Source organism: Salana multivorans, from assembly GCF_003751805.1.
Lineage (GTDB): Bacteria > Actinomycetota > Actinomycetes > Actinomycetales > Beutenbergiaceae > Salana > Salana multivorans.
On record NZ_RKHQ01000002.1, the window covers coordinates 1062106 to 1086612 of the forward strand.

The window sequence follows — 24507 nt, forward strand, 5'->3', positions numbered from 1 at the left end:
GCCTCAGCCGAGGCGGCGCCGCCGGATCGACGCGACCGCCCAGCAGCCGAGGTAGATGAGGAACGACAGCGTCGTGATGTAGGGGCTGATCGGCACCGAGCCGCCGAGCGCGAGCAGGATGCCGCCGACCATCGAGACGGTCGCGAACGTCACGCTGAGGATCGGGACGACGACGGGCGAGGCGGACACGCGCATCGCAGCCGCGGCCGGCGTGACGAGCACCGAGAGCACGAGCAGCGCGCCGACGATCTGCACCGACACGGCGATCGTGAGGCCGAGCAGGAACATGAACACGATCGACAGCACCCGCGTCGGGACTCCCCGGGCGGCCGCGACGTCCGGGTCGACGCTCGCGAAGAACAGCGGCCGCCAGACGATCGCGAGCCCGATCGCCACCAGGACGCAGATGGCGGCGAGCGCCCCGACCTGCGGGTCGTCGATGGCGACGATCTGGCCGGTGAGCAGGCCGAACTTGTTTCCCGCGCGACCCGGGTAGAGCGAGAGGCACAGGATGCCGAGCCCGAGCCCGAACGGCATGAGGACGGCCGTGATCGAGTTGCGGTCGCGGGCGCGGGAGCCGAGCGCCCCGATGAGCAGGGCGGCCAGCAGCGAGCCGACGATCGAGCCCGGCACCACCCCGATGCCGAGCAGCAGCCCGGCCGCCGCGCCGGAGAACGAGAGCTCGCTGATCCCGTGCACGGCGAACGGCATGTCCCGGGCGACGACGAAGACGCCGATCAGCCCGCCCACGACGCCGAGAAGCAGGCCGGCGACGACGCTGTTGTGCAGGAGCCCGAGGAGCCGCCCGTAGTCGGTGAAGTCGAACAGCTTCTGCCACCAGACCTCCAGGAGGACGGCGCCCATCAGGGCCTCCCCTCGTCGCCGTGGTCGTGCCCGGCGGCGTCGCCCCCGCCGACGACGACGAGGCGTCCCTGCGCCCGGACGACCTCGACCGGCGAGCCGTACAGGTCGGTCAGGACGTCGGACCGGAGCACCTCGTCCGGCGTGCCGACGCGGAACCGCCCACCGGCGAGGTAGAGCACACGGTCGACGATCCCGAGCAGCGGGTTGACGTCGTGCGTGACGAACAGGACGCCGAGGTCGCGCGCGCGTCGGCTCTCGTCGACCAGCTCGCACACCACGCGCTGGTGGGCGAGGTCGAGCGAGAGCAGCGGCTCGTCGCACAGGAGCAGGCGCGGGTCGCCCGCGAGCGCCTGGGCCATCCGCATCCGCTGCTGCTCGCCGCCGGAGAGCAGCCCGAGCCGACGGTCCGCCTCGCCGCCGGCATGGACCGACGCGAGCAGGTCGTCGACGACTCGCCGCCGCCGGCGGCTCGGCAGGCCGATCCCCCATCGGTCGCCGTCGAGCCCGAGCCCGACGAGGTCCCGTCCGCGCAGGGGCAGCGCGTCGGTCGCGAGGGTCTGCTGCGGGACGTAGCCGACGCGGCGGCTGCCGCCGTCCACGGGCCGGCCGAGGACGCGGACGCTGCCGCTGGTGAGCCGGACCTGCCCGAGGATCACCTTGAGCAGGCTCGACTTCCCGGTGCCGTTCCCGCCGAGCACGGCGACCACCTCCCCGGCGCGCACGTCGAGGTCGAGGTGGTCCCACAGGGTCCGCTGGCCGAAGCGCAGCCCGGCGTCCGCCAGGCTCAGCACGACCTCGCCCGGGGCGCTCACCCGCCGAGCGCCGCGGCGATCGCGTCGAGGTTGTCGCTCATCCAGCCGACGTAGTCCGTGCCGCTCGGCAGCGTCTCGGTCACGGGCACGACGGGGATGCCGTTCTCGTTCGCCGCGGCGAGGACGGCCTCGGTCTGCGGGCCGGTGGTCTGCTCGTTGTAGGCGAGCAGGCTCACGGCCTTGCTGCTGAACAGGGCGAGGGTCTCCTGGAGCACGGCCGGCGCGACGTCGGTGTCCTCCTCGATCGCCTCGCTGAACGCGTCCGGCGTCGCGTTCACCAGCCCGATCGCCTCGAGCAGGTAGAGCGGGACGGGCTCGGTGATCGCCACGGACTCCCCCGCGTAGGTCCGCTCGAGCTCGCCCTCGCGCGTGATGAGCGCGTCGATCCGGCTCCTGAGGTCCTCGGCGTTGGCGCTGAACGTCGAGGCCGCGTCCGGGTCGAGCTGCGCGTAGGAGCTCTCGATGTCGTCGATCACGGCCTGGACGGTCGGGAAGTCGTACCAGACGTGCTCGTTGAGCTCCTCGCCGCCCTCGGCCTCCTTCCCGGAGACCTCGACCGCGTTGATGACGACGGCGCCAGCATTGTCCGACGCGCTCAGCATGGTGTCCATGAAGTCGTCGTAGCCGCCGCCGTTCTCGATGACGACGTCGGCGTCCGAGAGCGCGAGCTGGTTGCGCGCGTCGGCCTCGTACTCGTGCGGGTCCCGGTCCGGGTCGTCGATGATCGACGTCACGGTGACGGCGTCGCCGCCGACGGCGGCGGCCAGGTCGCCCCAGACGTTCGTCGAGGCCACGACGCGGATCGGGTCGGAGGAGGAGGACGCGGAGCCGTCGCTCGAGGCGGCGCCCGGACCGGCCGATGTCGCGTCGGTGGAGGCATCGGTGGCGGACGACGAGGAGTCCCCCGGGGTGCCGGAGCACCCGGCGAGCGCGGCGGCCGCGACGGCGGCGCAACTGAGAATGGTGATCGCTCTCGACTTCATGTCACGATCCTACCTGAGAACGATTCTCAATCTGGTCGTCGTCGCCGCCCGTCCGCCTGCCCGTCCGGGCAGTCATCTCGCGCGCACCTGGTCCCGCGACCGCACGCGTCCTACCCTCGCTGCATGTCCGGCGCAGCGATCGCCCGTGAGTCCGGCCCGGAGGCGAGCCGGCCCCGGCCGACCACCGGCCGAGCGGCGCTCGCGCGGATCACGCGGGGCGAGCGGTCCGGGCCGGGCACGACGACGTCCCCCCGGTCGTCGGCGGGCGGGTCGGGCTCGTCGGCGCAGCTCCCGCGACTCGCCCTGGCGGGCAACCGGGCCGTCACCGCGCTGCTCACCGTCTCGCGCCAGGAGGAGACGACCGAGGCGACGGGCACGGCGCCCGACACGACCGTGACGCCCGAGCCGGCCGCGACACCCCTGCTCGATGCGGCGGGCATCGCTCGGGCCCGCCAGTACTACACGGCGCAGCCCGACCGGTACCCGCCCGCGATCCTCACCCAGCTCCGATCCGCCGTCGGCCTGGCCCCGGAGGGCGGCGTCGACGACGCGCTGGTCCTGGCCGTCGCCCGGTGGCAGTCGATCGAGGGGGCGGCCTCGCCAGCCCTCGTCGTCGACGGCATGGCCGGTCCGCGGACGCTGCCACGGATCTTCGCCTCGGGCCTCAACACGGCCGGCGAGGGCGAGTCGTTCGGCGGCGACGTGCAGAGCGAGGTCGTCGACGAGTGGGCGACGCTCGCGACGCCGGCCGCCCGGCGCGACCGGCTCGTCGAGCTGGTCAACCAGCGGCTCACGGCGGCCGGGGTGCCGCCCATGACCGCGGCCGCCGACCCCAACCCGGTCAACTCGGGCAGCTTCGACTTCACCGTCTGGGTCATGCTCGTCGGGGACGGCGCGCTCGGCGGGGGCGAGATCACGCAGGAGGCAGCGGCCGACGTCGCCGACACCGTCTACCACGAGGCCCGACACACCGAGCAGTGGTTCCGGATGGCCCAGTATCGGGCCTCGCAGGGGCTGTCAGCGGCCGGGATCGCCGCCGAGCTCGGCATTCCCGTGGCGATCGCGCGGCTCGCCCGCGCCGCCCCGCTCGCCGCCGGCTCACCCCTCGCGCTGATCGCCCGGGGCTGGTGGGACAGCGTGTACGGCGGCGGGGCCGAGCACCGCGAGCGCGTGCTGGCCGAGGTGGATGCGGCGGCGCGGGCGCGCGACGCCGCCCGCGCCGCCCACGCGGGCGACCCCACCCCGGCGAACCAGGCGGCCCTCGACGCGGCGACCGAGCGGTTCGAGCGCGCGCACGACGCGTACCAGAACCTCCCCGAGGAGAATGACGCGTGGGCCACCGGGCCTGCGGCGGCTGCCGGCATCACGAGCGGGTCTCCCCCGCCGACGGACGCACCGGCCGGCTCCCCGCCCGCGAGCGGTGGCCCGGCCCACGACGCCCTGCCCGAGGAGAACCTGCCATGAGCACGCACGACGCCGCATCGTCCGACCTGCCGGCCGGCCTGCTCGCGGACCTGGCGGCGTTCCGGGCCGTCGTCGCCGGGGAGCCCGACGCGGGCGACGGTGCCGACGCCGGTGCCGAGCGCCCCGCCGTCGGCGCCGGGCACGCGTTCACGGACGCCGACGAGGACGGGGCCGACGGAACCGTCCGGACGATCCGCCTCACGCTCGCCGACCCCCGCCCGCTCGCGGCGTTCGAGGCCGAGCTCGGCGCGGCGCGACGGCTGCCCCGCCAAGGCCCGGGCCGGCCAGTCCGCTGGATCTTCCCCGACACGCTCCCGTCCGAGGGCGAGACGGGCGCGACTGTGCTCGCCGAGACCGACGGCGACGGCGGGGCCGACGCCCCCCTCGTCGCCCGCCTCCTCCTGCGCCGCGACTGAGCGGTCCCCGGCGGCCGTTCCTCGCACGAAGACGGTCGACGCAGCGGCCGGCCGATGCCTCGCCCCACTCCCGCACGACCGGGCGATCAGGGCTCCAGCCAGATCCCTATGGTCTCGTCGACCGTGAAGGCCCCCGCGTCGAGGCGTTCCGCGAGGTGGGTGAGCCAGGCGGAGTAGGAGGCGAACTCGGGTGCTGGGGTCGGGCCGTCGATCGGGAGCCAGATGACCTGGCCGACCTCGCCGGCCGGCAGCGGGTCGAGGTCGAGCGCGTAGCCCCGGCCCTCGGACTCGGTGAACTGCAGCCAGCCGCGGCAGTTCATGACGGGCCGCACCCGGTCGGGCGTCATCCACTCGATCACGTCGTCGACGTCGTCGCCGAGGGCGGAGACCCGCAGGTCGGAGCCCTCGATCATCGCCGACGCACTCATGAGCGTGAGGTGGTCGTAGAGGTCGAGCAGGAAGGTCGGGTTGTCCTGGCCGTCGTGGACCCGCAGGCTGGCCACGAGATCGGCCGGCAGGTCACGGCCGACCGTCCGGGCGAGGCGGTCGAGGTCCGCATCGGTCGCTGGCCCACGGAGCGTCGCCGCGACCGCGGGAGCCCTCAGCGCCAGGACGCGGTCGATGATGTCCCAGGCCTGCTCGATCTCCATCGGCACGGCGCGCCTCCCCGTCTCGGTCGTTCCAGTGTCGGTCGGTGGTCGGTCGTGGGTCAGGGCAGCGGCCGGCCGGCGCGGCCGAGCTCCCACGCCTCGCGCGTCCCGAGCGCGAACATGTCCTCGGGCCCGGTGCGGTTGAGCCCGCGGGCACCCGGCCCGTCGTCGTGCGTCACGAGGTGACCGACGCCGCGCACGACGGCGACCGGGCGACCGCCCGTCGGACCCTTGACGAGGTCGGCGGCAGCCGCGATCTCGTCGGCCGCCGCGACGACGGTCGACTCGAGCGGGCGCCCCGCGTCGTCGGCCTCGCCGCGGTGGTCGTCCAGCGCGCGGACGCCGGCCGCGCCGAGCGCGAAGTCCGTGATCCCCGCGCGCCACGGCTTGCCGGCCGAGTCGGTCAGCACGACCCCCGGCCGTACGCCGCCGAGCCGCGCCGCGAGGCCCCGCCGGATGGCGCGGGCCGAGGCGTCCGGGTCCTCGGGCAGCAGCAGGATCGTTCCGGGGTAGGTGTTCGACGCGTCGACGCCGGCGGCCGCCATGACGACGCCCTGCCGGTTCTCGACGATCCGCAGCGCCGGGCGGGCGTCGTCCTCGTAGGTCCGGGTCGCGACGACGCGCACGCTCTCGCCGTCGATGACGGCCTCGCGCTCGTCGGCGCGGGCGAGGCGACCCTCGGCCTTCGAGACGATCTTGGAGGAGATGACGACGACGTCGCCGGCGTCCACCCCGACGCTCCCGTCCGGCCAGCGAAGGTTCGCGAGGAACGGCACGAGGACGGCCGCGACGTCGCTGCCTCGGGTCAGGACCGGCACCCCGTCCGGGGCCACCACCTGCAGCCCGGCGGACCCGCCCGGCACCGTCACCGGGCGAGCTTCGGCAGCACGTCGGCGCCGAAGACGCGGACCCACTCGGCCTGGTTGCGCCCGACGTTGTGCAGGTAGACCCGGTCGAACCCGAGATCGACGTACCGCTGGATCTCGGCGCGGTGGACGTCCGGGTCCTCCGAGATCACCATCCGGCCGGCGAAGTCCTCCTCGCGCACCGACTTGGCCATCGCCGCGAAGTCGAAGGGCGAGCGGATGTCGCCCTTGGGGAACTTCATCCCGCCGTTGGGCCACTGGTCGATGGCGCCCGCGAGCGCCTCCTCGTAGGTCGGCGCCCACGACAGGTGGAGCTGGAGGACCTTCGGCATCGTCTCGGGGTCGCGGCCGACCTCGCGCGCGCCGGCGTCGAACTTCTCGAACAGGCCGCCGATCTTCTCCAGCGGCGCGCCAACGGTGATGAGGCCGTCGACGGTGCGCCCCGCGCGCTTGGCGGTGATCGGGCCAGCGGTGGCGATGAGGATCTCGGGGGCGCGCTCGGGCATCGTCCACAGGCGCATCGACTCGAGCTGGAAGAACTCGCCGCGGTGCTTGTAGTCCTTGCCGGCGAGCGAGCTGGAGAACAGCTTCTGGATGATCTCGACGGCCTCGAACATCCGGTTGATCCGCTCGGGCGCCTCGGGCCAGTACCGCGCGACGACGTGCTCGTTGAGCGCCTCGCCGCTGCCGAGGCCGAGCCAGTGCCGCCCGGGGTACATCGCCGCGAGCGTCGCGCTCGCCTGCGCGACCATCGCGGGGTGGAACCGGAACGAGGGGCAGGTGACGCCGGGGCCGATGTCGCCCGTCGTGCGCTCGCCGAGCGCCGCCAGCACGTTCCAGACGAACGCCGCCTCGCCCTGCGCCGGCACCCAGGGCGCGACGTGGTCGGCGGCCATGACGCCGGAGAACCCGTGCTGCTCGGCGTCGACCGCCGTCTGGACGATCTCGGTCGGGTGGAACTGCTCGAGCGCGGCCGCGAGGCCGACCGTGAGAGATGCCATGTCCCGATCCTGCCACCAGCGGCGCCCCGGACCGCCGCGCGGCGCTCAGACCCGGACGACGGCGAGGTCCTCCGCGTCGAGGTGCTCGGCCATCTCGTCGTCCAGCCCGGCGTCCGTGATGAGCAGGTCGACATCGGCTGGCGGCGCACCGGGTCTGACCGCGCGCGGGGCGCCGTGTCGTCGACGGACGCGCGGCGCCCCCATCCCCCGACGCGCCGGGGTCGAGGAGGGCATGGAAGAACCCGCGGGCTGCCGAGTGGCTGCGACGCTGGACGAGTGCGCCGCTCCCGCGGGTTCCGGTGATCGCCGTGGTCTCGCCTGGAGAGCCGGGCGGCGAGCCGTCCGTGGCTCCCGACTAGCGGGCGACCACCTCACGAGTCCGAACGAGCTTCATGTCGTGGACCACCTCCCTTCACGTGTGACCCCAACGCTAGGCGGGCGGCCGGGAGGTGTCACGGCATTTTCCCGACCGGGTCGTGCTCGCGGGCGGGAGCGTCCCGAACGCGTTGACGCCGCCCGGCACTCGTGCCAGCGTGTCGTCATGGCGAGCCCGTACGCGTTCCTGCCCGAGTTCCTGCCGCTGTCCGAGCTGGACGTCTGGGAGGGCAACCTGGGCGTCTTCACGCACGTGTTCGGCCACTCCTACGTCGGCCACCTGTTCGTCTGGTCGCCCGAGCACCACTACGGCATCGCCTACCCCTACCTCGGCCGGTTCAAGGACTACGGCCGCTACGAGTCGCCCGCCGACTTCCAGGACGCCGTCCTCGAGGACTCCTACGTGCGCACGGCCATCTTCCAGGAGAGCCTGCTGCCGCGGCTGGTCGAGCGGCTCGGCGAGATCGGCCCGGGCGAGGTCTACTACCCGGTGCCGTACGAGATCCTCGGCGGCTCGGGCGAGGCCGAGACCTACGACAAGGGCCAGCTCACCGTGTGGGCCAGCATCGTCGGCCAGGTGCACGGGCTGACCGCCCGGCCGTCCGCCTGAGCACCGCCCGCCGGCTCGCCCTCGGCGGCCGAACCGACCCCGCCCGCTAGGGGATAATCTCCGCATGACCGATCTCTCCCCGGGCGCCGCCGTGCCCGCCGCCGCTCCCCGACACGACCACGCGATCCTCGGACACGTCGTCGTACCGGACCGCGTCGGCGTCGAGGGCCTCGAGGGCAAGTGGGCGCCGGACTGGGAGGAGCGCCGGCTGCACGCGTTCGACCGGACGGCGACGCGCGAGCAGGTCTTCTCGATCGACACGCCGCCCCCGACCGCGTCGGGCAGCCTGCACATCGGGCACGTCTTCTCCTACACGCACACCGACGTCCTCGCGCGGTTCCACCGGATGCGCGGCGCCAAGGTGTTCTACCCGATGGGGTGGGACGACAACGGCCTGCCGACCGAGCGGCGCGTGCAGAACTACTACGGCGTCCGCTGCGACCCGACGCTCCCCTACGAGGGCGACGACTTCGTCCCGCCGCACGCCGGCGATGCCGGCAGCGTCCGGGCGGCCGACCAGGTGCCGGTCTCGCGCCGCACCTTCGTGCGCCTGTGCGAGCAGCTCACCGCCGAGGACGAGAAGCAGTTCGAGGCGCTGTGGCGCCACCTCGGCCTCTCGGTCGACTGGAGCCACCAGTACCAGACCATCGGCCGGCGGGCGCAGAAGGTCGCGCAGACCGCGTTCCTGCGCAACCTCGCCCGCGGCGAGGCCTACCCGGCCGAGGCACCCGGGCTGTGGGACGTCACGTTCCAGACCGCGGTCGCGCAGGCCGAGCTCGAGGCCCGCGACTACCCGGGCCACTACCACTCGCTCGCGTTCCACCCGGTCGCGGCGCAGGACGCGGCTGCTGGCGCGGCCGACGTCGTCATCGAGACGACGCGACCCGAGCTCCTCGCGGCGTGCGTCGCCCTCGTCGCGCACCCCGACGACGAGCGCTACCAGCACTTGTTCGGCACGACCGTGCGCACACCGGTGTTCGGCGTCGAGGTCCCCGTCCTGCCGCACGAGGCCGCCGAGGCCGACAAGGGCTCCGGGATCGCGATGTGCTGCACGTTCGGCGACCTCACCGACGTGCAGTGGTGGCGCGAGCTCGACCTGCCGACGCGCTCGATCATCCGCCGGGACGGCCGGATCGTCGACGACGTCCCGGCGTGGATCACCACCCCCGGCGGCGTCGCGGCGTTCACCGAGATCGCGGGGAAGACGACGTTCTCGGCCCGGGCCGCCGTCGTCGACCTGCTGCGCGAGAGCGGCGAGCTGCTCGCCGAGCCGACCCCGACGCAGCGCAAGGCCAACTTCTTCGAGAAGGGCGACAAGCCGCTCGAGATCGTCACCTCGCGTCAGTGGTACATCCGCAACGGCGGCCGGGTCTGGGAGCAGCCGGACGGCCTGGTGCGCGACCTGCGCAAGGAGCTGCTGGACCGCGGCGACGAGCTGGACTTCCACCCCGACTTCATGCGCGTGCGCTACGCCAACTGGGTCGGCGGCCTCAACGGCGACTGGCTGGTCTCGCGGCAGCGGTTCTTCGGGGTGCCGATCCCCGTCTGGTACCCGGTCAAGGAGGACGGCGAGGTCGACTGGGACACGGTCATCGTGCCCGAGGAGTCGGCCCTGCCCGTCGACCCGAGCGCCGACGTCGCACCCGGCTACACGGCCGAGCAGCGGGGCGTGCCCGGCGGCTTCGTCGGCGACGCGGACATCATGGACACCTGGGCGACCAGCTCGCTGACGCCGCAGATCGCCGGCGGCTGGCTCGAGGACGAGGACCTGTTCGCGCGCGTCTTCCCGATGGACGTGCGGCCGCAGGGCCAGGACATCATCCGGACCTGGCTGTTCTCGACGGTGGTCCGCAGCCACCTCGAGCACGGCACCCTGCCGTGGGCGAACGCCGCGATCTCCGGCTGGATCCTCGACCCCGACCGCAAGAAGATGAGCAAGTCCAAGGGGAACGTCGTGACCCCGATGGACCTGCTGGTCGAGCACGGCTCGGACGCGGTGCGCTACTGGGCCGCCTCGGCGCGCCTCGGCACCGACGCGGCGTTCGAGGTCGGCCAGATGAAGATCGGCCGCCGGCTCGCGATCAAGGTGCTCAACGCAAGCAAGTTCGTGCTCCAGTCCTCGGGCGACCCGGCCGGGGCGGCGCCGGCGCTCGACCCGTCGGCGGTCACCGCGCCGCTGGACCGGGCGCTGCTCGCGGAGCTGGCCGACGTCGTCGACGGCGCGACCGCCGCGTTCGAGGCGTACGACCACGCCCGCGCGCTGGAGCTGGCCGAGTCGTTCTTCTGGACGTTCTGCGACGACTACGTCGAGCTGGTCAAGGACCGGGCGTACGGCCGCGGCGCGCTCACGGCCGACGGCGAGCCGGCGGAGCTGAGCGAGGCCGAGATCGCCTCCGCCCGCGCGGCGCTCTGGCTCGCGCTCGACGTGCTCCTGCGCCTGTTCGCGCCGTTCCTGCCGTTCGCGACCGCCGAGGTGTGGTCGTGGTGGCGCTCCGGCTCCGTGCACGAGGCCGCCTGGCCGACGAGCGACGCGCTGCGCGCCGCCGCCGGCGACGCCGACGCCGCCGGCCTCGTCGGGCTGCTCGCGACCGCCGGCGAGGCCCTCTCGACGCTGCGCAAGGTCAAGAGCGAGGCGAAGGTCGCGCAGCGCACGCCGCTGCTGGACGTCGAGCTCGTCGCCCGCGAGGGCGCCGTCGACCAGGTCGTGCTCGCCGACGGCGACCTGCGCGCCGCCGGCAAGGTGACCGGCCCGTTCACGATCGTCGTGGGCGAGCCCGTGGGCGCCGACGGCGAGCCGGTGGCCGTGGCCGTCGTCTCCTCGACGCTCGGCGAGGCCCCCGCCAAGGGCTGACCGACCCCGCGGCCCGGCGCGGGACCGCGCCGGGCCGCGTTCGACCTCGCCCCGGCGTCCGCGCTGGCAGGATGGAGCCATGTCGAACACCTCCTCCTCCCCCGCGGTCGTGCCCTTCCAGGAGGAGGTCTCGATCCCCGGCGCCCTGCGCGACCGGGCGAGCGCGAAGCCCGACCTCACGATCATCGAGCGGCGCGTGGCCGGCGTCTGGCAGGAGGTCACGGCGTCGCAGTTCCAGCAGCAGGTGACCCGGCTCGCCCGGGGCCTCGTCGCGTGGGGGCTCGAGCCGGGTGACGTCGTCGCGATCATGGGACGCACGTCCTACGAGTGGACGCTCGTCGACTTCGCGGTGTGGGCGGCCGGCGGCATCCCGGTGCCGATCTACGAGACGTCCTCGGCCGAGCAGATCGCCTGGATCGCCAGCGACTCCGGCGCCGTCCTCGCCTTCGTCGAGACGGACGAGCACGCGGCGCGGCTCGCCGAGGCCGCCGTCGCCTCGGTCCGCGAGACCGTGACGTTCGCCGCGCTCGACGCGCTCGCCGACCGCGGGGCCGACGTCGACCCGTCCGTCGTCGCCAACCGGACGGCGGCGCTGCGCGGCTCCGACCTCGCCACCGTCATCTACACCTCGGGCACCACCGGGCGGCCCAAGGGCGTCGAGCTGACCCACGGCAACTTCGTCTACCTCGCCCGCAACGGCGCCCGCTCTGATCTCTACGAGGTCGTCTCCGTCCCGGGCGCCCGGACGCTGCTGTTCATGCCGCTCGCGCACGTGTTCGCGCGGTTCATCGAGGTGCTCTGCGTCGTGGAGGCCGGCACGCTCGGCCACTCCGCCGACACGCGCAACCTCGTCGCCGACCTGCAGTCCTACCGGCCGACGTTCCTGCTCGCCGTCCCCCGCGTGTTCGAGAAGGTCTACAACTCCGCGGCCCAGAAGGCCGCCGGTGGCGTCAAGAAGCGCATCTTCTCCTGGGCCACGAAGGTCGCCATCGCGTTCTCGCGCGCGCAGAACGACGGGGGGACGCCCAGCGCGTCGCTGCGTGCGGCGCACCGCATCGCCATGCGGCTCGTGCTCGGCAAGCTGCGCGAGGCGATGGGCGGCCGGCTGCGCTACGCCGTCTCCGGCGGCGCCCCGCTCGGCCAGCGGCTCGGCCACTTCTACCGCGGGCTCGACGTCACCGTGCTCGAGGGCTACGGGATGACGGAGACGACTGCGCCGACGACCGTCAACCGGCCCAAGGACATCCGCATCGGCACGGTCGGACCCGCCTACCCCGGCACGTCCGTCCGGGTCACGGACGACGCCGAGATCCAGGTCTTCGGCCCGCACGTGTTCCGCGGCTACCGCGGCAACCCGGAGGCGACGGCCGAGGCGTTCACCGAGGACGGCTGGCTGCGCACCGGCGACCTCGGCTCGCTCGACGACGCCGGCTACCTCACGATCACCGGCCGCTCCAAGGAGATCATCATCACGGCCGGCGGCAAGAACGTCGCACCCGCGATCCTCGAGGACCGGCTGCGCGGCCACCCGCTCGTCTCCCAGGTCGTCGTCGTGGGCGACCAGCGTCCGTTCATCGGGGCGCTCGTCACGATCGACACCGAGATGCTGCCGGGCTGGCTGGCCGGCAAGGGTCTGCCGCCGATGTCGGTGGCCGAGGCGATCCAGGACCCGCAGGTGCGGGCGTCGCTCGTCAAGGCGACCCAGCGCGCCAACCGGGCGGTCTCCCGCGCCGAGTCGATCCGCCGGATCCGGCTGCTCGACGTCGACTTCACCGAGGCCAACGGCTACCTCACGCCGTCGCTCAAGGTGAAGCGCGCGCTGGTGCACCGCGACTTCACCGCACCGACCGAGGAGATCTACGCCACGGGCGGTCCGGCGATCGACGTCCCCGACCCGGCCTGACCGGGCGGCGACCGTGGTGTCGAGCGGGCGGGAGACGCCGGAGGGCGTGCGGATCCGGAGCGTCGAGGTGATCCTCTACGTCGCGGACCAGGCGCGCAGCGCGCGGTTCTACCGGGAGGTGCTCGGCCGCGAGCCCGTCCTCGACGTGCCGGGGATGACCGAGTTCGCGCTCGGCGGCGGCACGAAGCTCGGGCTCATGCCGGACGACGGGATCGCCGCCCTGCTCGGTCCCCGGCTCCCCCACCCGTCCGATGGCACGGGGATCCCGCGGTGCGAGCTCTACCTGGTCGTGGCCGACGCGCGCGCGGCCCACGCCGGCGCGGTGGCCGCTGGCGCGCTCGCCGTGAGCGAGGTGGCCGCGCGGTCGTGGGGCGACGAGGCCGGCTACGTCGCGGACCCGGACGGGCACGTCGTCGCGTTCGCCCAGGAGCCGCCGACCGTTCCGATACCGGGGTAGATCGAGTCGCGATTGGCGATCGGGCCCACCCCGATGTCGGAGTAGGGGTGGCTCGACTAGTCCGCCGACGAGGCCGCGATCGCCTCGTGGTGCTGGATGACCTCGGCGACGATGAACGCGAAGAACTTCTCGGCGAACACGGGGTCGAGCCCGCACGACTCGGCGAGCGTCCGCAGCCGCGCCACCTGCTCGGCCTCGCGCGCGGGGTCGGAGGCCGGCAGCTCGAGCCGCGCCTTGAGAACGCCGACCTGCTGCGTCGCCTTGAACCGCTCGGCCATGAGCGCGACGAGCGCGGTGTCGACGTTGTCGATCGAGTGGCGCAGCCGCGCGAGCTCCGGCGGGACCTCGCTCACGCCGGGGTCTTCTCGCGGCTGGAGGCGCCCTGGGCGCGGGGGCGGCGCGCGGACCCGCTGGGGGCGCGCAGCACGAGCGTCGCGCCGTTGCCCTCGGTCACGCACTCCTTGGTGACGACGACGCGCTCGACGTCGTCGCGGCCCGGGACGTCGAACATGACGTCCATGAGGACCTCCTCGAGGATCGCCCGCAGACCGCGTGCGCCCGTCCCGCGGGCGAGCGCCTTGTCCGCGACCGCCGCGAGGGCGTCGTCGGTGAACTCCAGCTCGACCCCGTCGAGCTCGAACATCTTCTGGTACTGCTTGACCAGGGCGTTCTTCGGCGTCGTGAGGATCGAGCACAGCGCGTCGCGGTCGAGCTTGCCGACGGTCGCGACGACGGGCAGGCGCCCGATGAACTCGGGGATGAGGCCGAACTTGTGCAGGTCCTCGGGCTGGACCTTCGCGAACAGGTCCTCCTTGTCCCGCTCGTTGAGCGGGGCGTTGAACCCGACGCCGCGGCGGTGGGTGCGCGCCGCGATGATGTCCTCGAGGCCGGCGAACGCGCCCGCGACGATGAACAGCACGTTCGACGTGTCGATCTGCAGGAACTCCTGGTGCGGGTGCTTGCGCCCGCCCTGCGGCGGGACGGAGGCGACCGTGCCCTCGATGATCTTGAGCAGGGCCTGCTGGACGCCCTCGCCGGAGACGTCGCGCGTGATGGAGGGGTTCTCCGCCTTGCGCGCGATCTTGTCGACCTCGTCGATGTAGATGATCCCGGTCTCGGCCTTCTTCGTGTCGAAGTCGGCGGCCTGGATGAGCTTGAGGAGGATGTTCTCCACGTCCTCGCCCACGTAGCCCGCCTCGGTGAGGGCCGTGGCGTCCGCGAGCGCGAACGGGACGTCGAGCATCCGGGCGAGGGTCTGCGCGAGGTAGGTCTTGCCCGTGCCGGTCGGGCCGACGAGCAGCACGTTCGACTTGGCGACCTCGACGTCCTCGCCGTGCAGCGGCTGCGCCGCCGGGTTGCCCTGCACCCGCTTGTAGTGGTTGTAGACCGCGACCGCGAGGGACTTCTTCGCCCGCTCCTGGCCGACGATGTACTCCTCGAGGTGCGCGAAGATCTCCTTCGGCGTCGGCAGGTTCGAGAAGTCGGGGGCGTCGTCACCGGAGGCGTCGGCGAGCTCCTCCTCGACGATCTCGTTGCACAGCTCGATGCACTCGGTGCAGATGTACACCCCGTGGCCGGCGATGAGCCGCCGGACCTGCTTCTGGCTCTTTCCACAGAACGAGCACTTGAGGAGCTCGGCTCCGTCGGAGGGATGCGACATTCCTGCTCCCCGTCCTCGGGCGGCGCGGTGGCCGCGGTGACTGCTGCCTGACCGGTCCAGACTACGTGGCGGTCCCCGCGTCGGCGCGCGTCACCTCGCAGGTGTGTCGCGCGCCGACGCCGGGGGCACGTCGCTGGGCGCCGCGCGTCAGCGCGGCGCGACCTCCTTCTTGCGGCTCTCGAGGACCTGGTCGACCAGGCCGTACTCGAGCGCCTGGCGGGCCGAGAGGATCTTGTCCCGCTCGATGTCGTTGCGGACCTTCTCGATCGGCTGGTTCGAGTGGTGGGAGAGCGTCTCCTCGAGCCACTCCCGCATCCGGATGATCTCGTTCGCCTGGATCTCGATGTCGGACGCCTGGCCGTAGCCGCCACCGGACATCGCCGGCTGGTGGATGAGGACGCGGGCGTTCGGGAGGGCGAGGCGCTTGCCGGCGGAGCCGGCGGCGAGCAGCACGGCGGCGGCCGACGCGGCCTGGCCGAGGCACACGGTCTGCACCTGGGGGGAGATGTACTGCATGGTGTCGTAGATCGCCGTCATGGCCGTGAACGAGCCACCGGGCGAGTTGATGTACATCGTGATCAGCCCGTCCGGGTCCTGGCTCTCCAGCACGAGCAGCTGGGCCATGACGTCGTCGGCCGACGCGTCGTCGACCTGGACGCCGAGGAAGATGATCCGGTCCTCGAACAGCTTGGTGTACGGGTCCTGGTGCTTGACGCCGTAGGCGGTGCGCTCCTCGACCTGCGGAAGGATGTACCGCGCCTGCGGGGAGCCGACGACCGAGCCGATCGACCCGGGCTCGCCGGCCGAGTGCCCGAGCGCGCGCGTTGGGATGAGGTTCATGGGGTTTCTCCTGAGGGCGCCGGGGTCACATGCCAGCGCCGCCGGCGGCGGCGGAGGTGGCGACGACGTGGTCGATGAAGCCGTACTCGAGGGCCTGGTCGGCCGTGAACCAGCGGTCGCGGTCGGCGTCGGCGTTGATCTGCTCGACGCTCTTGCCCGTCTGCTCGGCCGTCAGCTCGGCCATGACCCGCTTCATGTGGAGGATGAGCTCGGCGTTGATCCGGATGTCGGTCGCCGTCCCGCCGATGCCGCCCGACGGCTGGTGCATCATGATCCGCGCGTGCGGCGTCGCGAAGCGCTTGCCCTTCGTGCCGGAGGCCAGGAGGAACTGGCCCATCGACGCGGCGAGGCCCATCGCGACGGTCGCGACGTCCGGCTTGACGAACTGCATCGTGTCGTAGATCGCCATGCCGGCCGTGACGGAGCCGCCCGGGGAGTTGATGTAGAGCCAGATGTCCCGGTCCGGGTCCTCGGCCGCGAGCAGGAGCATCTGCGCGCAGATCTGGTTGGCGTTGTCGTCACGCACCTCGGACCCGAGCCAGATGATGCGCTCCTTGAGGAGTCGGTTGTAGACGTGGTCGCCCAGGCCGAACCCCTGGGGCTCGGCCATGGCCTGCGGCATGTCGCTCACGTGGCGCTCCTGTTCGTTCTCGGCGCCGCCGTCGCGGCTGCGCCTCTCGTGTGACCCTAACCCGCTCCAGCGCGGGGATATTGCCCGTCGCGCGCGCGTTTCGCTGACGGCGCACATCCGGGACGACGCGCTCGCGCGCACCCGTCGGGACGACCGCCGTGGACGGGTCGGGGACGGCGAAGGGGCCGCTCCCCGGGTGGGAGAGCGGCCCCTTCGCTGCGGTCGGGACCCGACGCCGTGGCCGGACCTCAGTCCTCGGTCGGCGCGGGCGCCTTGGCGGCCTTCGCCTTCGTCGCCTTCTTCGGCTTCTCGACGACGACCTCGGCCTGCTCGGCCACGCTGGCCTCGACGTCGCCCGCCTCGTCGACGGTCTCCTCGTGCGGGACCGCGGCGGCGTCGACCGCGACCTCGGTCGCGAGGCCGCCCGCGTCCTCGGCATCGGCGGCCTCCTGCGCGGCCGCGACGGCGGCGGCCTGGACGGCGTCGAGCTCGTCGGAGCCGATGAACGGCGTGAGGTCGACGCTGGCGCCGGTGGTGTCGACGACCTCGACCTTGCGCAGCGCGAGCGCGAGCGCCTTGTTGCGCGCGAGCTCGGCGACGAAGACCGGGACCTGACCGGTGCGGTCGGCGTTCATGACGAACTCGTTCGGGTCGACCCGGTACTGCTGGGCCATCCGGACGAGGAAGTCGATGAGCTCCTCCTGGGAGACCTTGACCTCGAGCTGCTCGGCGAGGACGTCGAGGAGGAACTGGCGACGCAGGGCGTCGGTGATCTCCGGGACGATCTCCTCGCGGTGCTCGGTGTCCTCGAGGCGGTCCTCGCCCTCGAGGTGGCGCACGACCTCGGCCTCGACGACGCTCGCCGGGACGGGGAAGTCGGCGGACTCGACCAGCTTCGTCATGAGCTGCTCGCGGGCCTCGACGGCCTGCTGCTCGACCTTGCCGCCGGCGGCGGAGGTGCGCAGGTCGTCCTTCAGCTCCTCGAGCGTGTCGAACTCGGAGGCGAGCTGGGCGAACTCGTCGTCGAGCTCCGGGAGCTCGAGCTCCTTGACGCCCGTGACAGTGACCGTGACCTCGGCCTCCTCGCCCGCGCGCTCGCCGCCGGCCAGCGACGTCGCGAACGTCGCCGTGCCACCCTCGCCGAGACCGACGACGGCCTCGTCGAGGCCGTCGAGCATCGTGCCGGAGCCGATCTCGTAGGAGATGCCGGAGACCGAGTCGACCTCCTCCTCACCGATCTTCGCCACGAGGTCCAGCACGACGTAGTCGCCCTGGGCCGCCTCGCGCTCGACGCCCTGGAGGGAGCCGAACCGGTGACGCAGCGCCTCGATGCGGGCGTCCAGCTCCTCGTCGGTCACGTCGACCGGCGCGACCTCGACCCGCAGACCGTCGATCTCCGGGACGGTGATCTCGGGGCGGACGTCGACCTCGGCGGTGAAGACCAGGTCGCCCGTGCGCTCGACCGGCGCCTCGGTGACGTCGACCTCGGGCTGACCGAGCGGGATGATCTCGTTCGCGACCAGCGCCTCGCGGTAGAACTGCGGCAGCGCGTCGTTGATGGCGTGCTCGAGGACCGCGCCGAAGCCGATCCGCTGGTCGATGATGCGCGCCGGCACCTTGCCCTTGCGGAAGCCGGGGATCGAGACGTCCTTGCCGATGTGCTGGTAGGCGTGCTCGATGTTCGGCAGGAGCTCGGAGTAGGGGACCTCGACGGTCAGTCGGACTCGAGTCGGCTCGAGGGTCTCGACGGCACTCTTCACAGTGGTTCTCTCTTGTCTACGTCGCAGGGCGTGCCGGACCAGCCTGAGCGGGTTCCGGCGGTCCGGAAGGCGCGCGGGCATGCGGCTGACGCGCCACGCACTAAGGGTCCATCCTAGTGGCCCCCGGCCGCGCCGGCTGTGCCAGACTGACGCCGATGTCCCCGACCTCAGCGACACCGCCCGTCCGTGCCGTCCTGTTCGACGCCGACGGCGTCCTCCAGATGCCGCGGGAGGGCTGGCTCGACCGGCTCACGACGCTCGGCGGGCCCGGGTTCGTCGAGGCGGCCTTCGCCGCCGAGGCCGAGTGCCTGGACGGCAGCATCGACTTCGGCGAGCGGCTCGAGACGCTGCTCGCCGAGCGCGAGGCGACCGTCCGCGACGCGCTGGCCGTGTGGGAGGACATCGTGCCCGACCCCGACGCGTTCGCCGTCGTCGAGCGGGTGCGGGCCGGCGGCCTCCTGTGCGGGCTCGCCACCAACCAGCAGAGCCGGCGCGGCCGGTACATGCGGGAGCGGACCGCGATCGACCGGATCTTCGACCGGCACTACTACTCGTTCGAGGTCGGGCACGCGAAGCCGACGCGCGCCTACTTCGAGGCGATCGTCGAGGACCTCGGGATCCCGGCCGGGCAGGTCGCGTTCGTCGACGACGTCCCCGGCAACGTCGAGGGCGCGCGATCGGTCGGGCTGCGGGCGGCGTGGCACGACCCGGCGAGCGGCGCGGCCGGTCTGGCCGCCGACCTGCGCGGGCTCGGCGTCCCCGTCTAGGACGGCTCGTCCGCCCGGGCCTCGTCCGCCCGAGCCAGCTCTCCCGCGACGGACCGTCGCGCGACCCGGAACGGCTCGGCCGCCAGCGCACCGGCGTCCAGCGCGAGGTCGGCCAGGACCGCGCCGATCCCGGGGGCGAACTTGAAGCCGTGGCCGGAGAACCCGGCCCCCACGACGAGCGACCCGATCCGGTCGAGCACGAACGCCCCGTCCGGCGTCGAGGTGTAGGTGCACGAGATCGGCTCGGCCGTCGTCGGGTCGAGCCCCGGCAGCCACTCCCTGACGTACGCGGCGAGCTCGGCCTGCAACGTGGGCCGGTGCGGTCGCGCGTCCGGGTCGACCTCCGGGCCGACGCCGTGGAAGCCGACCTTGACCCCCTCGCCCGGCGTCGGCATCCCGTAGATCGCCGCCGGGTAGGTGTCGGGGTCCACGACGTGGTTGAACGAGGGCCACCCGGCCGTCGTCGGGCGGAAGTGGGCCGGGCTCTCCTCGGTCACGGTGAGCCGAGGCAGCCGGACGTCTCCGAGGAGCGGGCGCGTCCACGCCCCGGCGGTCACGACGACGACGTCGGCGTCGACCGTCTCCCCCGAGCGGAGGTGCACGGTCGCGCCGTCGTCGCGGCGCTCGATCCGCTCGACCGGCTCGGCCCACCGGACGCTCCCGCCGCCGGCGACGACGAGGGCCTCGAGCCGCTCGATGGCGGCGGCGGCACGGACGACCCCGGCGTCCGGGGAGAACAGGACGGTCTCCTCGAACCGCATCCCCGGCCAGCGCCGGGCCGCCTCCACGCCGTCGAGGAGGTCCGCCGGGATGCCGCGCGCGGTGAGCGCCGCGTGCACGGAGGAGAGGTCGCCGCCGCCGAGGTCGTTCGATGTCCCGTGCGTCACGAGGCCGTGCAGCCGCAGCAGCTGCTCGCCGTCGGGGTCGGACAGCGCGTCCCAGCCCTCCCGCGCCCGGACCAGGAGGTCGAGGTAGTGCTCCTGCGCGTAGGCGTTGTTGAAGTTGCGCGTCGCCCCGTGCGACGCGCCCTCGTGGTGGCCGCGGCCGAACCGCTCGAGGACGACCGGCCTCGCGCCGCGGCGCACGAGCGCCCAGGCGGTCGCCAGCCCCATCACCCCGCCACCGACGACGGCGACCCGCGGTTCGCTCATGCCGGCCATCGTCCCGGCCGCGCGCGGTCGGGGGCGAGCGCCGAGCCGCGCGAGCCCGTCCGCCCCGCGTCCGTCCGCTCCGTGCGGATCGGCGCGCGTCGCGCGAGCGACGGCCGGGCGCCGCAGGGCCTCGACCTGGGCCGATGCCGGCCGTCGCCGAGTGGCGGCGTCACTGATCCGCGGAGAGCGGACGGGCCTCGCGGGCCGCGGCCGCGGCCCGCTCGACCCAGCGGGGCTGCTCGCCGTATCGCTGGGTCGGGATGAGGACGCCGTCCCGGCAGCACGCGACGAGCGTGTCGAGGCGCTGCTCGCGGGTCACCTCGCGCTTGGCCCCCGTCACCCAGCCGACGGCGACGCGGCGGTAGCTGGCCGTCGCCGCCTCCCAGAAGGCCAGGGCGGCCGGGTCGGCGGAGAGCATGGCGAGCTGCTCGGGCGAGAGCTCGCTCGGGCGTTCGTAGGAGTAGACGCCGGTGCGCTCGGGCGTGCGGAGCCGGTACGCGGCGAGCCCGGCCGGGTGCATCCGGCCCTGCGCCGTGAGCCGCTCGACGTGCTCCACGTTGACCGCGCTCCACATCGAGCCCCGCCGGCGCGGGGTCCAGCGCTGACGGCGCGCGTCGGCGTCGATGCGCTGGCTGATGGAGTCGATCCAGCCGAAGCAGAGCGCCTCGATCACGGCGTCCTCCCAGGTGAGCCCGCGGGGCTCGACGTGCTTGGCGTACAGACCCATCCAGAGCTCGGGCGCCACGTCGTGGTTGAGCTCGAGCCAGGCGCGGAACTCCTGCGCGCCGGAGAAGAAGACCGCGGGACGCTCGTCGGTGCCGCCCGGGGTGCCGGGTGCGCGCCCGCCGTCGGCGCTGCTCGAAGGGCTCATGCCGTCATTGTGCCCGCGGCGACGGGGGCGCGTGGCCCTCGGGACGCCGTGGCCACGCCACGGCCGCCCCGGCGGCGGCACCCGGTCGACGGGTGGCCACGGCGCGCGCGAGAGCGCCGGTGACGGATCGACGAGGGGAGGGTAGGGCCGGTCCAGCCGGCGTGGAGCGGATGACGGGAATCGAACCCGCACCATCTGCTTGGAAGGCAGAGGTCGGAGGGTAGACTGGTGCTCAGAAACGTTGGAAATCCGCCAGTCTGCATCGTCGTGATACCGTCGCGATACCGCCCCAATGTGTAGACCAATGTGTAGACCGGGCGCCGAGGCAGAGGATGTGGTGACCATGGTCGAGAGGAAGCCGAAGCGCGGACACGTCACCCGCTACGGCGAAGGCTCCTTCAAGTGGGTGCCCTCGCGCGGACTGTGGGTCGGCCGCTACGACACCGGACGGATCACGCCCGCCGGCACCAGGATCGTCATCACCGCCAGCGGTCGCGACGAGGACGCCGCCTGGCAGGCGTTCGTCGCCAAGAAGAAGGACTACATGCTCCACGGGCCCCGCGTGCCCGAGGCGCGGGCGAGCGAGACCGTGCGCACCTGGGCCGAGAAGTGGCTCCGGCACCGCGACGGGGAGGTCCGCGCCACCACCTACGCCCAGGACAAGACCAATGTCGTCCGGTGGATCGTCCCCGCGATCGGGACCATCCGCCTCGAGGCGCTCACCGCGGCGCACATGCGAGCCGTGGGCGACGGCGCGCTCAAGGCCGGGCGATCTGGCTCCACCGCCAACTCGGCCCAGCGCACCCTCACGAAGATGCTCAACGCTGCGAAGTCCGACGGGCACCGGGTACCAGACCGGATCTTCGCGGCCACCAAGGCCAGCCGAGGGAAGTCGGCCCGCACGAGGATGAGTAAGGACGAGGTCCGCGCAGTGTTCCAGCACGCCTACGCGACCCAGTCCGACGCGATCCGCTACGTCATCGCTGTGCTGTACGGCGCGCGACAGGGCGAGGTGCTCGGACTCACGTGGGACCGGGTACGCATCGACCCCACCCCCGAGCCGGACGCCGTGGTCGTCGGCGAGATCGACCTGACCTGGCAGGTGCAGCAGCTCCCGTACCGCGACCGTGCGGCAGGCACCTATCGGACCAAGCGGGGTGACGAGGTCGAGCAGCTAGTGGACTCCTGGCATCTCACTCGCCCGAAGACAGCGAGTGGGGCGCGGGCCCTACCGATCATCACCCCGGTGGCGAAGGAGCTCGCGGCGTGGCGCGAGAAGTGCCCGACCGGGAAGGCGAACCCGCACAACCTCGTGTTCCCACGCATCGACGGCGCGCCGCGCTATCGCGGCCACCCCCGCAACGACAAGGCCGACCTCGCCACATGGAAGGAGCTCCAGCGCGCGGCCGGGGTCTACAAGCGCGCGCCAGACCCCGCCGTCGAGGGTGACGAGGGCGAGTTCTACGTGCTCCACGAGGCCCGGCACTCGATGATCTCGATGCTCGCCGACGCGGGGACGCCGCGCCACATCATCGAGATGCTCGTAGGGCAGACCGAGCTGGTCGAGGGGTACGTCCACGGGGAGCTGGAGGCCGCCGGTCGAGCCGTGAGCGACGCCCTGGCTGACCTGCTCCCTGCGCTTGATCCGCCCACATCAGCCTCTCCGGCTTGATCGGCGCTCGCTGCGGGCGTCCCGGAGTCGTCGGAGCCGGCCCACGGTCACGGCGTCGTGCTCCCACGCTTCGGGCCGTTCGATGAGCGCGTTGAGCGCCTGGTTGTAGCGCGTCTCCGACATGTCGAGCTCGCCCCGGATCGCGTCCGCCTTCACCGCGCCGTGCCGCCACGGCCGGCGCTCCAGATCCAGCATCGCCCGGTCACGGTCCGAGAGGGTCGTCATGCCGCGACGGTAGCGGCGGGGTGCGACAAGTACGGCCCGGGGCCGGGTCGGGGTCAGTCGAGATCGTGGACCCACCCCTCATAGCCGTCATAGAGGCCGAGGAGCACGAAGTCTCTCGACGCGAACAGCGCACGGCTGGCCGCGTTGCTTGGATGCACGTAGGCGAACACTCCGCAGTCAAGGTCGTTCTCGTCTCGCGTGCGACGGAGTACCTCGAGCGACACGTCGAGGGCGTCGCCGCCGAGCCCAAGCCCTCGATGTCGAAGGGACGTGGCGATGGCGAGGATGCGTAGGTCCCCCTGGTCTGGGTCGAACGCGAGGTAGGAGGCCACGGCGACATCAGCCACATCCATGCCGAGGATGAGCATCTCGTCCGATGGTCTCGGGAGCCTCAGGCCGCGTAGTCGTGACTGGACCTCTAGCTCGTATGGTCGAGGATGGTGCCGTCCGCGATGGGGTTCATACAGCAACCCAGGGGGATCCGTGCAGACGAACTTCTGGAGCGCGTACTCGTGAACTCCCGACGGGTTAACCCACGAGATCGCCACGCCGACCAGCGAGCCAGGCCCGCATGTCGGCACCCTCTCGCTCCCCCATCGGCCTGCCTGCGCCCGTGGTGGAGTGACGCCACGCGTACTCCTCGCGCTCCACATCCGTCAGGCCGTCGTTGCCAACAGCCCGGTCCATCTCCACGCGAGGGCGGGGGTGTGCCTGCGGCTTGAGTGCTGCGAGCGGGGCCATGACAGGACTGTAGCGTGCCGCAGCGGGACGTAGCGCCGCATAGCGGGTCGTGAGTCGTGAAGGTGTTGTACGCGCCCCGCTAACCCCTACGCGATGTCCTCCATCCGCAGCGTCCGGCCCCGGCGGTCGTGGTGAGCCGTCAGTAGCCGACAGCCGTGACGCCGTGCTCAGCCTCGTCCTGACTGAAGCCCTCGAACACCAGCTGGTCGATGAGTCCCTGTCGCGAGAACGACATCAGATCGAGGTAGTTCTGGGCGGACTTGGCTGCCTGCTCGTACCAGTCGGGGGCGATGTGGTCCACGGCGAAGGTGGCGTCCTCGGTGGAGTAGCCCTCGTACTCCAGTTGGTCGATCAAGCCGCTCCGGGAGAACGGCATGAAGCTGAGGTAGTTCCGAGCGGAGTCGACCGCGTTCTTCTGTCCGATCGTCAGGTCGGGTGCCGGGGCTGCGGCCGGTGCCTCGTTGGTGGCTTCCGTGGCCTCAACGGGGGCCGCCGTAGGCGTCGAGTCGCTGGACTTCTCGGCGCCCAGGACCACGGTGGATCCCTGCTTCTCCTGGCTCGTCACGACCCAGTTCGCGCGGTTGATGATCGTGCGATCCTCGCGGGAGTCGTGCGTGACGACGTCGAAGCCCTGACCTTCGAGCTCGTCGACCGCGACGCGGAGATTCCATCCCATGACATCCGTGGGCTCGACGTCCACCTCGACGGTGATCGGCGTCGCCTCCTCGGTTGCGGCGGGGATGGGCGCGCTCTCCGCCTCGGTTGACGTGGCGCTCGTCGCAACGTCAGGGGCACCAACTGAACACGCCACGAGAAGGGCCAGCACCGGGACGATAGCGAGGGGTCGAATGAATCTCATAGCCAGACCGTAGCGGCTCGGCTAACTCCGCGCCTGCCGATCGCCGGGCCGAACGTACAGACGGATCATTCGCAAGGC

25 protein-coding genes and 1 tRNA gene are annotated in these 24507 nt (G+C 72.6%); 8 read left to right on the forward strand and 18 right to left on the reverse strand.

The genetic code is table 11. The features are described 5' to 3' along the window. Nucleotides 1-3: 3 nt before the first annotated feature. The 3 genes from EDD28_RS16905 to EDD28_RS16915 are packed head-to-tail and all read right to left on the reverse strand — an operon-like array spanning nucleotide 4 to nucleotide 2659. A complete protein-coding gene (locus EDD28_RS16905; protein WP_123740863.1) occupies nucleotides 4-864 on the reverse strand; it encodes a metal ABC transporter permease in 861 nt (286 codons plus the stop codon). After that, on the reverse strand, nucleotides 864-1676 hold the full coding sequence (locus tag EDD28_RS16910) for a metal ABC transporter ATP-binding protein (RefSeq protein ID WP_211339260.1): 813 nt from the start codon (nucleotides 1674-1676) through the stop codon (nucleotides 864-866). Before EDD28_RS16910 ends, EDD28_RS16905 begins: the two co-directional genes overlap by 1 nt. Then, on the reverse strand, nucleotides 1673-2659 hold the full coding sequence (locus tag EDD28_RS16915) for a metal ABC transporter solute-binding protein, Zn/Mn family (protein WP_123740864.1): 987 nt from the start codon (nucleotides 2657-2659) through the stop codon (nucleotides 1673-1675). Before EDD28_RS16915 ends, EDD28_RS16910 begins: the two co-directional genes overlap by 4 nt. A 123-nt stretch (nucleotides 2660-2782) precedes the next feature. Between EDD28_RS16915 and EDD28_RS16920 the strand changes: the two genes are divergently transcribed. Together EDD28_RS16920 and EDD28_RS16925 are read left to right on the forward strand one after the other, a co-directional pair. After that, a complete protein-coding gene (locus EDD28_RS16920; protein ID WP_123740865.1) occupies nucleotides 2783-4123 on the forward strand; it encodes a hypothetical protein in 1341 nt (446 codons plus the stop codon). After that, nucleotides 4120-4539, forward strand: coding sequence for a hypothetical protein (locus EDD28_RS16925; RefSeq protein ID WP_123740866.1), 420 nt, complete (start codon nucleotides 4120-4122; stop codon nucleotides 4537-4539). The genes EDD28_RS16920 and EDD28_RS16925 overlap by 4 nt, the downstream gene beginning before the upstream one ends. An 86-nt stretch (nucleotides 4540-4625) precedes the next feature. On the opposite strand, the gene EDD28_RS16930 is transcribed toward EDD28_RS16925, so the two are convergent. Genes EDD28_RS16930 through EDD28_RS17555 form a run of 4 tightly spaced genes read right to left on the reverse strand, consistent with a single transcriptional unit; the run spans nucleotide 4626 to nucleotide 7290 of the window. After that, on the reverse strand, nucleotides 4626-5189 hold the full coding sequence (locus tag EDD28_RS16930) for an SMI1/KNR4 family protein (RefSeq protein ID WP_123740867.1): 564 nt from the start codon (nucleotides 5187-5189) through the stop codon (nucleotides 4626-4628). Nucleotides 5190-5248: 59 nt separating this feature from the next. Continuing rightward, nucleotides 5249-6058, reverse strand: coding sequence for a coenzyme F420-0:L-glutamate ligase (cofE, locus tag EDD28_RS16935; protein WP_123740868.1), 810 nt, complete (start codon nucleotides 6056-6058; stop codon nucleotides 5249-5251). After that, nucleotides 6055-7056 (reverse strand): TIGR03557 family F420-dependent LLM class oxidoreductase, encoded by a 1002-nt coding sequence (locus tag EDD28_RS16940; RefSeq protein ID WP_123740869.1) that lies wholly within the window; start codon nucleotides 7054-7056, stop codon nucleotides 6055-6057. The genes cofE and EDD28_RS16940 overlap by 4 nt, the downstream gene beginning before the upstream one ends. Before the next feature lie 45 nt (nucleotides 7057-7101). Continuing rightward, nucleotides 7102-7290, reverse strand: a complete 189-nt coding sequence (locus EDD28_RS17555; RefSeq protein ID WP_170169538.1) for a hypothetical protein — start codon at nucleotides 7288-7290, stop codon at nucleotides 7102-7104. A gap of 307 nt (nucleotides 7291-7597) precedes the next feature. Here EDD28_RS17555 and EDD28_RS17560 point away from each other — a divergent pair, with 307 nt between their 5' ends. The 4 genes from EDD28_RS17560 (at nucleotide 7598) to EDD28_RS16960 (ending at nucleotide 13252) form a co-directional block, all read left to right on the forward strand. Further along, nucleotides 7598-8041 (forward strand): T6SS immunity protein Tdi1 domain-containing protein, encoded by a 444-nt coding sequence (locus EDD28_RS17560; RefSeq protein WP_170169539.1) that lies wholly within the window; start codon nucleotides 7598-7600, stop codon nucleotides 8039-8041. 64 nt (nucleotides 8042-8105) lie between these two features. Further along, nucleotides 8106-10892 (forward strand): valine--tRNA ligase, encoded by a 2787-nt coding sequence (valS, locus tag EDD28_RS16950; RefSeq protein ID WP_123740871.1) that lies wholly within the window; start codon nucleotides 8106-8108, stop codon nucleotides 10890-10892. 79 nt (nucleotides 10893-10971) lie between these two features. Continuing rightward, nucleotides 10972-12795, forward strand: coding sequence for an AMP-dependent synthetase/ligase (locus EDD28_RS16955; RefSeq protein ID WP_123740872.1), 1824 nt, complete (start codon nucleotides 10972-10974; stop codon nucleotides 12793-12795). A gap of 46 nt (nucleotides 12796-12841) precedes the next feature. Continuing rightward, nucleotides 12842-13252: a VOC family protein gene (locus tag EDD28_RS16960; RefSeq protein WP_211339262.1), complete on the forward strand. Its 411-nt coding sequence runs from the start codon at nucleotides 12842-12844 to the stop codon at nucleotides 13250-13252. A 56-nt stretch (nucleotides 13253-13308) separates the two neighbouring features. On the opposite strand, the gene EDD28_RS16965 is transcribed toward EDD28_RS16960, so the two are convergent. The 5 genes from EDD28_RS16965 to tig all read right to left on the reverse strand — a co-directional run bounded on the left by EDD28_RS16965 (nucleotide 13309) and on the right by tig (nucleotide 18143). Next, nucleotides 13309-13605, reverse strand: a complete 297-nt coding sequence (locus EDD28_RS16965) for a chorismate mutase (protein WP_123740873.1) — start codon at nucleotides 13603-13605, stop codon at nucleotides 13309-13311. Further along, entirely contained in the window at nucleotides 13602-14912 is a 1311-nt protein-coding gene (gene clpX / locus EDD28_RS16970) for an ATP-dependent Clp protease ATP-binding subunit ClpX (RefSeq protein ID WP_123740874.1), read from the reverse strand. The genes EDD28_RS16965 and clpX overlap by 4 nt, the downstream gene beginning before the upstream one ends. A 147-nt stretch (nucleotides 14913-15059) precedes the next feature. Then, nucleotides 15060-15752: an ATP-dependent Clp protease proteolytic subunit gene (locus EDD28_RS16975; protein WP_123740875.1), complete on the reverse strand. Its 693-nt coding sequence runs from the start codon at nucleotides 15750-15752 to the stop codon at nucleotides 15060-15062. 25 nt (nucleotides 15753-15777) lie between these two features. Beyond that, nucleotides 15778-16383, reverse strand: coding sequence for an ATP-dependent Clp protease proteolytic subunit (locus EDD28_RS16980; protein WP_281272589.1), 606 nt, complete (start codon nucleotides 16381-16383; stop codon nucleotides 15778-15780). A gap of 248 nt (nucleotides 16384-16631) precedes the next feature. Further along, entirely contained in the window at nucleotides 16632-18143 is a 1512-nt protein-coding gene (gene tig / locus EDD28_RS16985) for a trigger factor (RefSeq protein ID WP_123740876.1), read from the reverse strand. A gap of 155 nt (nucleotides 18144-18298) precedes the next feature. On the opposite strand from tig, the gene EDD28_RS16990 reads away from it, so the two are divergent. After that, nucleotides 18299-18910, forward strand: coding sequence for an HAD family hydrolase (locus EDD28_RS16990; RefSeq protein ID WP_123740877.1), 612 nt, complete (start codon nucleotides 18299-18301; stop codon nucleotides 18908-18910). On the opposite strand, the gene EDD28_RS16995 is transcribed toward EDD28_RS16990, so the two are convergent. From EDD28_RS16995 to EDD28_RS17565, 3 genes are all read right to left on the reverse strand, one after another. Further along, nucleotides 18907-20061, reverse strand: a complete 1155-nt coding sequence (locus EDD28_RS16995) for an FAD-dependent oxidoreductase (RefSeq protein WP_123740878.1) — start codon at nucleotides 20059-20061, stop codon at nucleotides 18907-18909. The two genes, EDD28_RS16990 and EDD28_RS16995, sit on opposite strands and share 4 nt — an antisense overlap. Nucleotides 20062-20230: 169 nt before the next feature. After that, complete coding sequence (locus tag EDD28_RS17000) at nucleotides 20231-20932, reverse strand: YdeI/OmpD-associated family protein (RefSeq protein WP_123740879.1); 702 nt, start codon at nucleotides 20930-20932, stop codon at nucleotides 20231-20233. Between the two features lie 162 nt (nucleotides 20933-21094). Then, a tRNA-Gly gene (locus EDD28_RS17565) sits at nucleotides 21095-21185 on the reverse strand. A gap of 90 nt (nucleotides 21186-21275) precedes the next feature. On the opposite strand from EDD28_RS17565, the gene EDD28_RS17005 reads away from it, so the two are divergent. Next, complete coding sequence (locus EDD28_RS17005; protein ID WP_170169462.1) at nucleotides 21276-22604, forward strand: tyrosine-type recombinase/integrase; 1329 nt, start codon at nucleotides 21276-21278, stop codon at nucleotides 22602-22604. Here the strand turns inward: EDD28_RS17005 and EDD28_RS17010 are convergent. The 3 genes from EDD28_RS17010 to EDD28_RS17020 all read right to left on the reverse strand — a co-directional run bounded on the left by EDD28_RS17010 (nucleotide 22587) and on the right by EDD28_RS17020 (nucleotide 24429). Then, on the reverse strand, nucleotides 22587-22829 hold the full coding sequence (locus EDD28_RS17010) for a DUF3263 domain-containing protein (protein WP_123739826.1): 243 nt from the start codon (nucleotides 22827-22829) through the stop codon (nucleotides 22587-22589). The two genes, EDD28_RS17005 and EDD28_RS17010, sit on opposite strands and share 18 nt — an antisense overlap. Nucleotides 22830-22882: 53 nt before the next feature. Next, nucleotides 22883-23197 (reverse strand): N-acetyltransferase, encoded by a 315-nt coding sequence (locus EDD28_RS17015; RefSeq protein WP_123739825.1) that lies wholly within the window; start codon nucleotides 23195-23197, stop codon nucleotides 22883-22885. Between the two features lie 512 nt (nucleotides 23198-23709). After that, nucleotides 23710-24429, reverse strand: a complete 720-nt coding sequence (locus tag EDD28_RS17020; protein WP_123739824.1) for an Ltp family lipoprotein — start codon at nucleotides 24427-24429, stop codon at nucleotides 23710-23712. Nucleotides 24430-24507 lie beyond the last annotated feature (78 nt).

Bases quoted from the DNA above. Each gene is read 5' to 3' on its own strand.
- EDD28_RS16905 (WP_123740863.1), bottom strand. From the start codon at position 864: ATGGGCGCCGTCCTCCTGGAGGTCTGGTGGCAGAAGCTGTTCGACTTC.
- EDD28_RS16915 (WP_123740864.1), bottom strand. From the start codon at position 2,659: ATGAAGTCGAGAGCGATCACCATTCTCAGTTGCGCCGCCGTCGCGGCC.
- EDD28_RS16920 (WP_123740865.1), top strand. From the start codon at position 2,783: ATGTCCGGCGCAGCGATCGCCCGTGAGTCCGGCCCGGAGGCGAGCCGG.
- EDD28_RS16925 (WP_123740866.1), top strand. From the start codon at position 4,120: ATGAGCACGCACGACGCCGCATCGTCCGACCTGCCGGCCGGCCTGCTC.
- EDD28_RS16930 (WP_123740867.1), bottom strand. From the start codon at position 5,189: ATGGAGATCGAGCAGGCCTGGGACATCATCGACCGCGTCCTGGCGCTG.
- EDD28_RS16940 (WP_123740869.1), bottom strand. From the start codon at position 7,056: ATGGCATCTCTCACGGTCGGCCTCGCGGCCGCGCTCGAGCAGTTCCAC.
- EDD28_RS17555 (WP_170169538.1), bottom strand. From the start codon at position 7,290: ATGCCCTCCTCGACCCCGGCGCGTCGGGGGATGGGGGCGCCGCGCGTC.
- EDD28_RS17560 (WP_170169539.1), top strand. From the start codon at position 7,598: ATGGCGAGCCCGTACGCGTTCCTGCCCGAGTTCCTGCCGCTGTCCGAG.
- valS (WP_123740871.1), top strand. From the start codon at position 8,106: ATGACCGATCTCTCCCCGGGCGCCGCCGTGCCCGCCGCCGCTCCCCGA.
- EDD28_RS16955 (WP_123740872.1), top strand. From the start codon at position 10,972: ATGTCGAACACCTCCTCCTCCCCCGCGGTCGTGCCCTTCCAGGAGGAG.
- clpX (WP_123740874.1), bottom strand. From the start codon at position 14,912: ATGTCGCATCCCTCCGACGGAGCCGAGCTCCTCAAGTGCTCGTTCTGT.
- EDD28_RS16975 (WP_123740875.1), bottom strand. From the start codon at position 15,752: ATGAACCTCATCCCAACGCGCGCGCTCGGGCACTCGGCCGGCGAGCCC.
- EDD28_RS16990 (WP_123740877.1), top strand. From the start codon at position 18,299: ATGTCCCCGACCTCAGCGACACCGCCCGTCCGTGCCGTCCTGTTCGAC.
- EDD28_RS16995 (WP_123740878.1), bottom strand. From the start codon at position 20,061: ATGAGCGAACCGCGGGTCGCCGTCGTCGGTGGCGGGGTGATGGGGCTG.
- EDD28_RS17000 (WP_123740879.1), bottom strand. From the start codon at position 20,932: ATGAGCCCTTCGAGCAGCGCCGACGGCGGGCGCGCACCCGGCACCCCG.
- EDD28_RS17005 (WP_170169462.1), top strand. From the start codon at position 21,276: ATGGTCGAGAGGAAGCCGAAGCGCGGACACGTCACCCGCTACGGCGAA.
- EDD28_RS17010 (WP_123739826.1), bottom strand. From the start codon at position 22,829: ATGACGACCCTCTCGGACCGTGACCGGGCGATGCTGGATCTGGAGCGC.
- EDD28_RS17015 (WP_123739825.1), bottom strand. From the start codon at position 23,197: ATGCTCATCCTCGGCATGGATGTGGCTGATGTCGCCGTGGCCTCCTAC.
- EDD28_RS17020 (WP_123739824.1), bottom strand. From the start codon at position 24,429: ATGAGATTCATTCGACCCCTCGCTATCGTCCCGGTGCTGGCCCTTCTC.